This is a genomic window from Bifidobacterium sp. B4111, assembly GCF_026537235.1.
GTDB lineage: Bacteria > Actinomycetota > Actinomycetes > Actinomycetales > Bifidobacteriaceae > Bombiscardovia.
In genome coordinates this window covers 436,453-449,672 of sequence record NZ_JAFNMO010000002.1, presented here as the reverse complement: position 1 = coordinate 449,672, position 13,220 = coordinate 436,453, and the positions used below count along the sequence as shown (strand labels likewise).

At 62.5% G+C, this 13,220-nt stretch carries 8 protein-coding genes; 4 read left to right on the top strand and 4 right to left on the bottom strand.

Annotation, left to right across the window (positions count from 1 at the left end; all coding sequences use genetic code 11):
* Positions 1–2: 2 nt before the first annotated feature.
* The 4 genes from J3T93_RS05705 to J3T93_RS05690 form a co-directional block, all read right to left on the bottom strand.
* Positions 3–1,571: a BofC C-terminal domain-containing protein gene (locus J3T93_RS05705; protein ID WP_267430890.1), complete on the bottom strand. Its 1,569-nt coding sequence runs from the start codon at positions 1,569–1,571 to the stop codon at positions 3–5.
* A 6-nt stretch (positions 1,572–1,577) separates the two neighbouring features.
* Positions 1,578–2,093 carry an FHA domain-containing protein gene (locus J3T93_RS05700; RefSeq protein WP_416378830.1) on the bottom strand — a complete coding sequence of 172 codons (516 nt, stop codon included), beginning with the start codon at positions 2,091–2,093 and terminating at the stop codon, positions 1,578–1,580.
* 36 nt (positions 2,094–2,129) lie between these two features.
* Entirely contained in the window at positions 2,130–2,834 is a 705-nt protein-coding gene (locus J3T93_RS05695) for an FhaA domain-containing protein (protein ID WP_267430888.1), read from the bottom strand.
* A 197-nt stretch (positions 2,835–3,031) separates the two neighbouring features.
* A complete protein-coding gene (locus J3T93_RS05690) occupies positions 3,032–3,901 on the bottom strand; it encodes an InlB B-repeat-containing protein (protein ID WP_267430887.1) in 870 nt (289 codons plus the stop codon).
* Positions 3,902–4,246: 345 nt separating this feature from the next.
* Here J3T93_RS05690 and J3T93_RS05685 point away from each other — a divergent pair, with 345 nt between their 5' ends.
* From J3T93_RS05685 to J3T93_RS05670, 4 genes are all read left to right on the top strand, one after another.
* Entirely contained in the window at positions 4,247–6,676 is a 2,430-nt protein-coding gene (locus J3T93_RS05685) for a S9 family peptidase (protein ID WP_267430886.1), read from the top strand.
* A gap of 57 nt (positions 6,677–6,733) precedes the next feature.
* Positions 6,734–8,041: a chloride channel protein gene (locus J3T93_RS05680; RefSeq protein ID WP_267430885.1), complete on the top strand. Its 1,308-nt coding sequence runs from the start codon at positions 6,734–6,736 to the stop codon at positions 8,039–8,041.
* A gap of 194 nt (positions 8,042–8,235) precedes the next feature.
* Positions 8,236–10,872 carry a YhgE/Pip domain-containing protein gene (locus J3T93_RS05675; RefSeq protein ID WP_267430884.1) on the top strand — a complete coding sequence of 879 codons (2,637 nt, stop codon included), beginning with the start codon at positions 8,236–8,238 and terminating at the stop codon, positions 10,870–10,872.
* Positions 10,869–13,199 (top strand): YhgE/Pip domain-containing protein, encoded by a 2,331-nt coding sequence (locus J3T93_RS05670; RefSeq protein WP_267430883.1) that lies wholly within the window; start codon positions 10,869–10,871, stop codon positions 13,197–13,199. The genes J3T93_RS05675 and J3T93_RS05670 overlap by 4 nt, the downstream gene beginning before the upstream one ends.
* Positions 13,200–13,220 lie beyond the last annotated feature (21 nt).

Here is a 13,220-nt window from a genome sequence, read left to right as displayed (position 1 = left end):
GACTACTGCCGCCTGCTCTGGTCGGTTTTCGACGGTGAGGGCGAGGTTGACGGGGAGGCCGCTGTCTGGTCAGACTCGTTCTTGCCCTCCTTGGCGCGCTCGCGTTTGAGGTCGCCGGCCTCCTTGCGGATAAGACGGGCGTGCTCTTGGGCATCATCCATGCTGGAGACGGTGATGCCCTCTTCCAATTGGTCGCGCCAGGATTGGGGAAGCCCCTTAACGGAGATGTCTGTGGTCTGCACCGGGTGGGACAGCGAGAGGGCGAAGGCTTTAGTGGGCACGCCCTGGTAGATGACTACGCGGCCCTGGTCCGCGCCCAGGTAATACTGTTCCTGGCTCCAACGGTAGGCAGCCGTCGTGCCTCCGGCCAGTGCAAGGATTACCAGGGTGATGATGCCAGCCAGGATCAGCCGAATCCGCCGATGCCGGGAACGCTGGCGCCTGCGCTGTTCCAAATGCTCCTTGTGGATGGCGTCGGCCACGTCTGGGTCGTAGGGATCGGCTGAGTCCGAACCGTCCTCCTTGTGGACGACGGGGATCTCGCTGGTGTCGGGCACTTGCCGTTCGCCGCTCTCTTCGCGGGCAGCCGAGGGCTGGGCGGTGTGGCTATCGCTATCCTCGCCCTCCTGCTTGCCGGAATCCCGGTCTTGGGTCAGATCGGCGGCCCGCTTGGCGGGCGATTCCCGGGACTCGTCACGCAGGCGCGGTGCGGCCGTCACGGGCTCATCCAGAATGTCGGCCAGAGCCTCCAGGTTGGAGCTGGCTGCACCACCGACCAGAGGGGTCTGATGGGGCAGATCGAAGGCATCGGCATCCAGGGCCAGCGTGGCATCGGCGATGACCACGGTTACGTTGTCGGTGCTGCCGGCTTTCAGGGCGAAGGTGACTAGCTGCTGGGCGCACTCCGCCTGGTCCGAGACCGAGGACAGCACCTCGGCGATGGTCGAGTCCTCCAAAACGCCGCAGAGACCATCCGAGCAGATCATCCAGCGGTCTGCAGGCAGGGCCTTGGAGATGGAGATGTCCGGGCGAGGGTCGATGTCGAAGTCACCCAGAACCCGCATGACTACGTTGCGCTGAGGGTGGTTGCGGGCTTCAGCCGGGGAGATGCGGCCGGTGTCGATCAGGTGCTGCACGTAGGAGTGGTCCTGAGTCATCCGGATCAGCTTGCCCTCCCGCAGGAGGTAGCCTCGGGAGTCCCCGATATGGGCCAGCACCCAGGAGTCGTCGGCCAGAGCCAGGGCCGTTACCGTTGTGCCCATGCCTGACAGGCGGTGTTCGTGCTTGGCCTTGCCCACGATGGCGTCATGAGCCGCGATGACCGAGGTCTCCATCATCCGGGCCAGGGATTGCACGTCCTGCTTCCTGTCGTCGCGTTCGATGTGGGCCAGGGATCGGATGGCTATGGTCGATGCCGTGTCCCCCCCCGCATGACCGCCCATGCCGTCGCACATGGCTACCAGGCGCTCGCCGGCAAAGGCCGAATCCTGGTTGTTGCTGCGCACGTACCCCACGTCTGAAACCGCCGTGGAGTAGAGGAACAGCTTTTGGTTCGCATCGTTCCTGGTCATGGGCGGCTACCTCAACTCGAAGGTGGTGGCTCCGATGCGTACGGGAACCTCCGCCGGTAGGATTGTCGGCGCCGTTATTTTCTGCCCCGAGACGACGGTGCCGTTGGTGGACCCAAGATCCTCAATGGCCCATCGGCCCGATGCAGGATCCTGGTAGACCCGCGCATGATGGCCGGAGACGAACTCGTCGTCCAGCACCAGGGTGTTCGAGGAGGAGCGGCCCAGGGTTATGGGTCGTCCGGACAGCGGCGTAGAGGAGCCGGCCAGGGGTCCGTCGATAACCACCAGCAGGGAGGGCCCGTCGCTTGCAGGTTCAGGCTTGCTGACCGGGGCGTTGGGCACGGGTCCGGTGGCTGCCGGCAACTTGCGCTGGGCTGCGCGTTCGCTACGTCGACGAGTGTACGAAGTTTTGGGGCTAAAAGTTTCGATGTCTTTGCGGAGTGAACGGATGGCCAGCCAGACGAATACCCATAGCAGAGCCAGGAACCCGTATTTGAGGATGGCGAATGTCAGTTCAGTCAGCATAATGGTTCGACCTTACTTCAAGGTCTGGGCGATTTACGAATCCTGTTCCTGCGACGATGCCCAGTAGAGGATGCGGGTACGGCCGATGGTGATGGTATTGCCGTCCAGCAGAGTGGCTGCGGGAACCTGATGTCCCTCTACATAGGTGCCGTTGGTGGACCCCAGATCGCGGGCTACCACGCCCTTGTCGGTGATCTCGATCTGCAGGTGTCGGCGCGAAATGCCTGCGTCGTCGATGACGATATCACAGGAGGATCCACGGCCGATGGTAGTGACGGGGGCGGTCAGCAGGTACTGGCGGCCGTTGATCTCCAGAACCGGGCAATCCTTGGACTCTTCGGGGGTGGTGACGGGTGCCGCGTTGCCCTGGACTGACTCGGCAGATAGGTGGAAGTCGCCCTTGTTCAGGTTAAGGTCCTCCTCGAAGATGACTACAACCGGACCGACGAAGGCATAGTGCTGGCTTTCGGCATACTTGGTCAGGTTGTCTGCCAACTCGTTGGCCAAAGCCTCCGAACCCCACTGCTCAATGCGGTCGAAGTCTGGGGTGGATAGTCTGAACCGATACTCGTTGGGCGCCACAGTGCGGTCGCGACCGACGGGCATGGCCTGTGAGTCTATCTCACGCTCGAGGGCGCTCGACAGGTCGACGGGCTGTAGGTCCTTGGAGCCGAACTTCGAAAAGACACCGTTAACGGCGCCTTCCACGCTCTTCTCGAAACGATCGAGAACGCTCATAGTCATCCCTTTCCATATAACCCTTTCATAGTACGTGACACTGCTGAAAGGGGGTAATGGGCGGTCGGATGCTTGCAATTTCTTCAATGAACAGGTTCGAACGAACGCGATTGCCAGGCATGGATAAGGCCCGTGGCCACAATGGGCCAGGGGCCTTTGACCTTCGATCGTCATGGGTCAGGCCGAAGCCTGTCGACTCACAGAGACAGCTTGCGGCGCAGACCCAGGGTGATGCCGGCGCTCAGGCAGAGGCCAGCGGCAATGGCCAGAGGGGCCATAGCATCAGCGCCGGTCTTGGCCAGAGCGGTGTCGCTCCTGGCGGCCTTTCCGGCCGGATCCTTGGCGGCGGCCTTGCCAGTTGCTTTGTCGGCGGTCTTGTCGCCGGCCTTGGCAGGCTCCTTGGCATTGTCGGCCGGGTTGGTCTCAGCAGGCTGAGCAGGAGCAGCCGCCTTGGTGTACTTGGCTACGAAAGTGGCATCTTCAGAGAAGACGGCATCAGGGTTGAAGGCTGCGTTGCTGTCAGCACCGAACCATCCTTCGAAAGTGTAGCCGGGGTAGCTGGGCGGGGCACTGGGCTGTGCCGCCAGCTTGTGGCCCTCGCCAGTATACAGCGTCTGCGTGGCAGGTTCGTGGTCGAGGTTGGTCGGGTCCTGAGCGACGAAAGTGACTGCATTAGCTTGGTCCCATTTTGCGAAGACAATGGTGTCCGCCGTAAAGGGCTTCGTGAAGTCGACTGTGTCAGAACTCGTCGCTACATAGGTCCAGCCGACGACAGTCCAAGGCTTGTCGGGCGACTGCGAATCCTGCATGGAATCAGGTACTGGTATGTTAGTGGGGATCTTGCTTTTATCCAGTATGCCCTGATTGTCGGTCTCTACAGGGATCCCGTTAGCGCCTGTTTGGTCCTCTGGATCGCCGACGAAGGTGATCTTGTAGGGGGCGGACTTGGCCTCGGCCCCCTTGTTGCCCTCCACAGCCTGGGCCACGGTAGGCAGCAATGCCAGGCCGCCGGCCAGGGTGGCGCCGGCAGCGAGCACCGCGCATGCGCGTTTAAAACGAACCATCATGTTCATTGGTTACCTCTATTTTCTCTATTGTGGATTGCTCCCCATGTGCAGTCATGGTGTCCTACCTTGACACCCCTATCCCCTGGGAAGCAGGGATTATCGGCCAGTCATTGGCGATAAAGCGATATTATTTTATCGCAGGGAGTGCCCATCGGCTGGTCGTAGTCCGGCGGTACGCCTTATTCGTGATACAAATTTCCCATGTAGAACGATTGACGTCTGCTGCTGGCCAAGATGACGCATTGCGGTTGGGGCTGATCGAATTCCCCTTTGGCACCTAGGCGCTTATCATCGTGGCAGACGCAAGATCATGGTGATCATGTCAGAGATATTCGAGGAGCGAGCATGACCGAAGAGGTGGATCGGGCAATGGAGGCATATCCGCGGGTCAAGGCCCGGACCCTGCGGTTCACCTTGGGCGCGCCACGGTCGGTCTCGGCGGTGGGGGATGGCTCACGTGCCGTCTTTCTGCGCTCGGACGGGCCTGAGGATCTGGTGACCGGGCTCTGGCTGTCTGTCTTTGATCAGGAGGGCCGTCATCATGAGGTGCTCCTGGCCGACCCCAGGGCTCTGCTGGAGGATGCAGACATGGAACATGTGCCGGCTGCCGAGCTGGCTCGGAGGGAGCGTTCGCGAGAAGGCGGCGAGGGCATTGTCGACTACAGCGTGGATGCTGCCGGGGATCGGGTGGTCTTTGCCCTTGGTGACCGACTCTGGCTCTCGTTGATCGCCCCAGATGGTCTCACTGCCTCTACGCGGGCCCTGAGCTTGGAACACAGCGATTTGGCTGTGCTCAATCCAGTCATCAGCCCGGACGGCACCATGGTGGCCTATACGACTGGTGACCAGCTGATGGTGGTCGCCATCGGTCAGGATGCCGGACAGGACCGTGAACGGGCTGTCCTGGCCCTGCGTCCCGGCACCGATGACCGGATGCTGTTGGGGCTGGCCGAGTTCGTGGCTGGCGAGGAGATGGATCGCTATCAGGGGTTCTGGTGGTCGCCGGACTCCCGAGCCTTGCTGGTCGAGCACACGGATTCCTCCGACGAGCCGATCTGGTACATCAGCGATCCGGCCAACCCCCAGGTCGGGCCGCGCGCCCGGCGGTATCCCCAGGCTCTGACGTCCAATGCCCGTGTCGGGCTGAGCCTGGTCCTCCTGGGTCAGGACGATGCCCATCCCTGGGTGGGCGAGGTGGACTGGGATCATCAGGCCTTTGAATACCTGGCTGTGGTCCGCTGGCAAGAAGGGCATCGGCCGCTGCTGCTGGTTCAGAACCGTCGGCAGACCGAGGACAGGATCCTGGAGGTACAGGTGCCGGATGATCGCCAGGGTTTGGATCGGGGACAGGACATGACCTTTCTTGATTCCGATGCAGCGCCCAAGGTGGCTACCAGGGTGATGCAGGAGCATGGCAATGACCAGTGGATCGACCTGGTGCCCGGGTTGCCGGCCTATCGGCCCCAGGGCGGGCTGGTGGACGCCTTCATTGACGTAGAAGCCGACACCACGAGGCTGCGCTTGGATGGAAGGGTATTCTCCCCGGCTGGCTGCCAGATTCGGCGGGTGCTGTCTGTGGAGGATCGCGATGTGTTGGCGGTGGTTTCCACTGATCCCCGCAGCTTCGACCTGATGCGCCTGAGCTATGACGGTTCGATCCATGTGCTCAACCGGCTGCCCGGAGTGTGGTCCGCCTCTCGGGCCGGTCATGGCATCGTGGTCAGCGGCCGGACTATGGCCTCGGCGCATGGGCAGGTGCGCCACTGCTATCTGGGTGCTGATGGAGATCTGGACCGCCTGGGGGCCGAAGGGCTGGGCCTGGTGAGCAAAGCCCGCTCTGACGGCAGCGTAAGATCCGCTGGTGGCTCCAGTGCCTCAGGCCGGGTTGGCGGTCGGCAGGAGCACCATGATCGTCCTGATCGCCGGGCCATGGATGCTGGCCATATCAATAGCCAGGGGGCCATGTGCGCCGTCCTGGCCGATGTCAGCAGTGATCCCGGATTCATCCCCAACGTGGACTTCGTACGCATGGGCCAGCGCGAGCTGTTCGCAGCCATCGTCAGGCCGTCTGAATCCAGTCCCTACGCCAGCGCCGACAGCCTGCCCGTCCTGCTCAAGCCTTACGGCGGTCCAGGCGCCCAGCAGGTGGTCTTCAATCAGTCCTACTACTGGGAGTCCCAGTGGTGGGCGGATCAAGGCTTCCTGGTTCTGACCGTCGATGGCCGGGGTACGCCGGGTCGTGGGCCTGCCTGGGATCGGGCCATCTTCGAGGATATGGCCCAGGTGACTTTGGATGACCAGCTTGAGGCTTTGAAGGCTCTGCCTGATTTCGCTCCCGAGGCCGACCTGGGGCATGTGGCCATGATCGGCTGGTCCTATGGCGGCTTCCTGTCGGCCCTATCGGTTCTGCGGGCTCCCGACCGGATCCATGCAGCCTGTGCAGGTGCCCCGCCCACGGACTGGACCCTTTACGACACCCATTACACCGAGCGCTATTTGGGGATGGACCCGGCCGTTTACCGCCGCAACGGCATTATCGACGATGCGCCTTCGCTGCGCCGCCCGCTGATGCTGATACACGGGTTCGCGGATGACAACGTCTCCGTGGCCAACACCCTGAGGCTCTCCAGCGCTCTCATGGCGGCCGGTCGCCCTCATACGGTCCTGCCGCTGACCGGCATCACCCACATGACCAACGACGAGACTGTGGCCGAAAACCTGCTTATTGTGCAGCGGGACTTCCTACGGGAGGCCCTCATGAACAAGACGGACTGACGGAAAGGCTGCTTGGGCTAACACTCTGCTGGCGGTTGCTTCCGCTAGATTGGAGTTGTGCATATCCAACGAAAGCCTGACCAGGATCCAGGTCCCGAACGCGGATTCCGGCTTCCTCGTAGCTGGGGTCTGGCGGTCTCGGTGCTCTGCCTAGGTCTATTGGTCGGGCTTTCCTCGGGCCTGCTGGCAAGGTTCTTTGAGCTGTCTCAGGTCGGCCTGCTGGGTTTCGCTGAGACCCCAGGGGCTCCCACGGCTGAGGTGGTTCCGCCGATCAGAAGGCTGGCCTCGGTGACCTTGGCCGGGCTGATGGCCGGTCTGGTCTGGGCCTGGCTGCGGACGAGGACCAGGCTGGTTCCCTCGGTCGATCAGGCCGTCAAGGGTGCATCCATGCCCCCGGGCCGGACCGTGGTTCATGTGCTTACCCAGATCTTCTTTGTGGCTGCTGGCGGCTCCATAGGCAGGGAGGTGGCCCCTCGCGAGGCGGGGGCTCTTCTGGGCGGTCTCTGGACCAGGCTGGGACGACGGCTGGGGCTGCGTGATCAGGACGCTGCGCTGCTTGTGGCTTCGGCGGCAGGTGCAGGGTTCGCCGGCATTTACATTGCGCCTCTGACTGGGGCCTTCTTCGGCATCGAGGTGCTGCTGCGGCGGGTGGATACCGAAGTGGTGACGGTCAATCTGGCTATGTCGGCCTTGGCTACCCTGGTCGGCGGATCTATCAAGGGTTTTACCCCTTACTATAAGGTCGGCTCCGATCCCTTCCGGCCATGGCTTATGGCAGTGGTCCTCTTGATCGGACCAGTCATGGGGCTGCTGGGGGCCGGATTCCGCTGGATGACATCCTGGGCAGAGTCCCATAGAACTACTGGCCCTGCCGCCATCTGGCAGCTGACGGGGGTAGCTCTGTTGACCGGGCTGGTCGCTCTGGCTGTCCCCCAGGTCATGGGCAACGGCCGGGCTCTGGCCCAGATGGGCATGGATCAGCTGCTGTCCGTCGGGTTCTCAGGGCTCCAGCTGGCTCGGTCACTTGCCCTCTTGGCCCTCTTTGCGCTGGCCAAGGCTCTGCTGACCACAGCAACCATCCGTGCTGGGGCTTTCGGCGGCACTCTGACGCCATCCATAGCCCTGGGATCCGCCATGGGCGCTGTTTTGGGCCTGCCGCTGGCTTGCCTTGTGCCCGGCCTGCCGGTCTGGCAGTGTGCCGTGATCGGCGCCGCCTCCCTGCTGGCCGCCTCCCAGCAGGCTCCGCTCATGGCCATGGCTATGCTCATGGAGGTCTGCCGCCTGCCGGTCATGGCCTTCATGCCCATGGGCCTGGCTGTGGCCCTGTCGATGGCGGTCTCGCGTCTGTTCGTGGCCAAGGCATAAACCGTCGTCAGAAGCCCTTGCTGCTCTGACGGTCCGGCCTTGCATGGGCATTCACAATCAGCTGACTGGTCTGGGCCAGTAAGGAAGGGTGGCTATACTCAGGCCGGACGTAGGTCCCGGGAGGATGCAGCCGATCCGAGTGGAGTAGGCCAGTGCCGTGATCCCCTGGACAGACAAGAAGGAGGTTCCTGGCGGTGAAGACCGTGTTGGCCATCTTCAGGCGAGATCTCTGGCGGATACTGCGCAACCCCGTGGCCCTGGTGGTGACCATCGGCGTGGCCGTGCTCCCGTCCCTCTATGCCTGGTTCAATATCATGGCCCTCTGGGACCCCTATAGCAATGTCAGGAACCTTCCCGTGGCCGTCGTCAGCATAGATCGGGGAGCGCAATCGGCAGAGACGGGCAGGATCAACGCCGGCAGATCGGTCATCCAGGAGCTGCGCGGCAATAAAAGCCTGGGCTGGAAGTTCATGGATGATGATGAAAGGGCCATCGAAGAGGTCCACTCGGGCCAGTGCTACGCGGCCATCATCATTCCTGAACGGTTCAGCGCCGACCTGGTCGGCATCGTCGAGGGGGCCGGGAACAGGCCCGCTCTGAACTATTACGTCAATGAGAAGAAAAACGCCATCGCTCCCAAGGTGACCGACACCGGCGCCTCCACCATCGACCAGGAGATCAACGCGGTCTTCGTCTCGGCCGTCAGCGACGCCTTGGCCGGGAAGGTCCTGCAGACCGTCGGCGATGCCCAGGGCGCGGCCGAGCAGAGCCGCAGCCAGGTGGTGGGCGACCTGGGGGAAATTATCGACCAGCTGGATCGGACGGACGGCCAGCTTGACCGGATCGGTTCCACCATGGGCCAGGCCCGGCAGACCGTGGCCGGCTCCAGAAGCGACATCAAGGACCTGCAGAGTCAGATATCGGCCACCCAGGCCACTCTGAACAGAGCTCAGAGCAGCATGGCCAAGACCCGCGACGACAGTCTTCGGTTCTCTTCTGCCCTGAACCAGGCTCTGGCGGACGGGTCAGTGCGGCTGTCCAGCGCGGTCACGGATGTGAATACAGTGGCAGGCGGGATCACCGCCGACCTGAACGCCACCCAGGACAAGGTGGACCGGGTCAATTCCGGCTTGGGTCAGCTGGTCGATGCCAATGGGGAGGCTGTGGACCGGCTCCAGTCGGGTCTAGACCAGTCCGGGCTACATTCTGGGGATCCGGCCTATGAGAGCATCCAGCGGCAGATTGACGATCTGAAAAAGACCAACCAGAAGCAGAAGTCATCCCTTGATGCCTTCAAGAAGAACTCCTCGACGGCTCTGGACTCGGGCAGGCGGGCCGCATCAGACCTGAGCTCGGCCATGACCGACACCGGCGGCACAGGCATCAAGGCTCTGGCTGCGGCCAGCCAGAGCCTGGCTGGGACCACCATGCCCAACCTCCTTACCGGGCTGGATGCCCTCAATGCCTCCAACGGCTCTCTCCAAGGTGCCCTGAGCAACCTGGCCACCACGGCCGTCCAAACCGATGCCCTGCTGGATCAACTGGATTCCACCATCGGTCAGGCCCAGTCGACCCTGTCCACCACCAGGGCCTCCCTGGCCTCGGTCAGGTCCGACCTGGAGGGGGTTCGGACCGATGTGGCAGCCCTTGGGTCCTCGGCTGCTTGGAACCGGATGACCCAGACCCTGGGGTTGAGCCCGGAATCCTTCGGAAAGGCCATGGCCTCGCCGGTGGAGCTGGCCTCGCACACGGTCTATCCGGTCAGCAACTACGGGTCATCCGTGGCGCCCTTCTATACCAATCTGGCTCTCTGGGTGGGTGGGTTCATCCTGATAGCCATCTACAAGCTGGAGGTCGACAAGGAGGGCATCCGCAAATGCACCGCCACCCAGGCTTACCTGGGTCGTTGGCTTCTGCTGGTCTTCGTCGGCTTCTTCCAGGCGCTGATCGCTACAGTGGGCGACCTGATGCTGGGCATCCAGTGCCGCCAACCCGCCCTGTTCGTCCTGGCCGGGGTCTTTGCCTCCTTCGTCTACATCAATATCATCTATGCCCTGGCCGCCTCTTTCAGGCACATCGGCAAGGCCTTGGCTGTGGTTCTGGTCATCCTGCAGATACCTGGGTCCTCGGGCATGTACCCGATTGAGATGATGCCCGACTTCTTCCGCAATCTGAACCCGTGGCTGCCCTTCACCTACGGAATCAACGCCATGCGTGAGACCATCGGCGGCATGTACGGCAACCACTATTGGCAGGACATGCTCCACATCTTCTGGTACCTGCCGGTGGCCCTCCTGATCGGACTGGTGGTGCGGCGGTACCTGCTCAACCTGAATGCCCTCTTCGACCGGCGGCTTGGTGCCACTGACCTGATGCTGACCGAGCAGAACCATTCAGCCGACCGCCGTCTGAGCCTGGGCAGCCTGGCCCGCTCCATCCTGGGCGAGGGCGACTACCGCGCCGTCATAAGGCGGCGTGCGCATCGCTTCCTGACCCTCTATCCAACGCTGATCCGGGGTGGTCTGGTCCTGGTTCTGCTGCCAGTGCTCTTCCTCATCCTGTTGTTCAGCACCGAAGCCAAGATCGTCATGCTGATCGCCTGCATCGCTTCCATCGTCCTGATAGACGCCTACTTGATCATCGTCGAGTACATCTGCGACAGCTATGTTCGGCAGCTGGGCCTGACCGAGCGTCCCGGCATGGACTTCCTCACCCTGATTCGCCCGCGTCGGCAGGGTCCCTCGGCCATGACCAGGCTGACCACGGCCGTGCGCGAATCAGTCATGAGCCGCGATGAGGAGGACGCTCCCGAGGATGGTGATCGCCGATGAGGAACATCTGGAGGATCCTGCGCAAGGACCTGGCCGATGCCACCAGCAACGTCATCGCCATCATCGTCCTGATGGGCCTGATTATTGTCCCGGCCCTCTATGCCTGGTTCAACATCGCCGCCAGCTGGGACCCCTACAAGAATACCAAGGCCATCAAGGTGGCCGTGGCCAACACCGACAAGGGGTACAAATCCGACCTGATTCCGGTCAGGATCAACGTGGGGGAGACGGTCACCAGCACCTTGCGGGCAAACGACCAGCTGGATTGGAGGTTCGTCAACCGCGACCAGGCCCTGGAGGGGGTGCGCTCAGGCGAGTACTATGCTGCCATCGTCATTCCCAAGGATTTCAGCGCGGACATGATGACCCTCTTCTCGCAGGACGTGAAGCATGCCAGCCTTGAGTACTACCTGAACGAAAAGAAAAACGCCATCGCCCCCCATGTCACTGAGCAGGGGGCCGACACTGTGGCCACAACCATCGACAAGACCTTCGTCAAGACCGTGGGCCAGGTGGGGATCGACCTGGCCAGCCAGGTTTTCACTTACTCCCAGAGCCCCCAGGTCCAGGATTATCTGGCCAGGGCGACCGGCCACATCGATCAGATGTCACAGCGGCTGACCACTGCCTCCAGTCAGGTGAATGCCTATGCGGGCCTTCTGGATTCCTCCGGAAAGATGATCGACGCCACCGGCAGGATTCTGGGTCGGTCTGACTCCGCCATGGCCGATGCCAGGAAGGCCCTGAACCAGGGAACCAAGGGGTCCAAGGATCTGGGCAAGTCCCTCTCCGGGTCGGCCCAGGCGGTCGACGTTGCCCTTGACCAGGCCTCGGGTGCCTATGACACCATCGGCTCTAAGATCGATGACGCTTTCGACAAGGTGGGCCAGCAGAGCGATGCTGTCAGCAGCCAGCTGAACTATCTGAGCGAGCGGATCAGAGACTCGGCGGCCGACTACGACGGGATGATCGCCAGCCTGGAGGATCTGCGCAGCACTGTGGAATCCGATGCCAATCTGACAGCTGACCAGCGCCAGGCCCTGCTGACCGCCATCGATCAGGCCCAGGCCGGAATGCGCACAGCCCAGGCGGCCCAACGTGACCTGGCCGACCGGATCAGCCAGGCTTCCCAGGCAGCCAAGGAGGGCAAGGACAAGCTGGGCGGTCAGCGTCAGGATCTGAAGAACAGGATCGCTCAGGCCCGTGCCTCGGTGGATCAGGTCCGCACCCAGTACCGCAATGACCTGAAGCCTCGCCTGGACGACTTGGCTTCATCCATGGACACCGTGGTCACCTCGACCGATCGGCTGCTGACGGGTCTGGATGGAACCGTCAAGGGCGCCTCTGGGCTGACGGGCCCTATGACCAGGGATATCAGCCAAGCCAAGGACCAGCTGGGTGAGATCTCCCAGCGCCTGGAGCAGGCCTCCAAGCGGCTGACCGACCTAGGGGGACATCTGACCCAGGCTTCGCAGGGCAAAGATACGCAGGAGGTCAAGACTCTGCTGAGCGGGGATTCCGAAACCATGGCCGCCCTTCTGTCCTCACCGGTAGGCATCCATCGGCATGCGGTCTTCCCAGTCATGAACTACGGGTCGGCTATGACCCCCTTCTACACCATCCTCTCCATTTGGGTGGGTGCCACCATTCTGGCGGCCATGATGAAAGTGGCTCTGTCAGACAAGAAGAAAGCCTCTGTCCTGCACCTGGACTCCCTGCAGGATGCATGGAAGAGGGCCGATGACCTGGATGAGGATTCCGAAGGCCGCCGCTCCTGGGGAGACTTCCGCCCCGAGTCGCCAGGCAACGCCCGCCGCTTCGGCCTTCAGCTCTACCAGGAGTACTTCGGCAGATTCGCGGTCTTCGCCCTGATGGCCATCCTCCAGGGCTGCCTGATCGCTCTAGGAGACCTCTTCTACCTGAAGGTCCAGTGCGTCCATCCGCTGATGTTCGTGCTGGTGGCGGTCTTCGCCTCATTCGTCTTCATGAATCTGATCTATACCCTGGTCGTCTCCTTCGGGGACATCGGCAAGGCTATTGCCGTTATCCTCCTAGTCATGCAGGTGGCTGGCTCGGGCGGCACCTTCCCCATGGAGACCCTGCCTGGCTTCTTCCAGGGGGTTTACCCCTTCCTGCCCTTCGTCCATGCTATAGGAGCCATGCAGTCGGCCGTTGCCGGAGCCTACGGCATGGAGTTCTGGCGGGAGATGGCCACCCTGGCCCTCTTCCTGGTGCCCTCGTTGCTGCTGGGGCTGGTCCTGCGCAAGCCCGTCATCCGCTTCAATGACTGGATCGTCAGAAACCTTGAGAGCACCCGGCTCATGTAGGGCGAGTCCGGCAGAAGGTGG

Bases quoted from the DNA above. Each gene is read 5' to 3' on its own strand.
- J3T93_RS05705 (WP_267430890.1), bottom strand. From the start codon at position 1,571: ATGACCAGGAACGATGCGAACCAAAAGCTGTTCCTCTACTCCACGGCG.
- J3T93_RS05695 (WP_267430888.1), bottom strand. From the start codon at position 2,834: ATGAGCGTTCTCGATCGTTTCGAGAAGAGCGTGGAAGGCGCCGTTAAC.
- J3T93_RS05690 (WP_267430887.1), bottom strand. From the start codon at position 3,901: ATGATGGTTCGTTTTAAACGCGCATGCGCGGTGCTCGCTGCCGGCGCC.
- J3T93_RS05685 (WP_267430886.1), top strand. From the start codon at position 4,247: ATGACCGAAGAGGTGGATCGGGCAATGGAGGCATATCCGCGGGTCAAG.
- J3T93_RS05670 (WP_267430883.1), top strand. From the start codon at position 10,869: ATGAGGAACATCTGGAGGATCCTGCGCAAGGACCTGGCCGATGCCACC.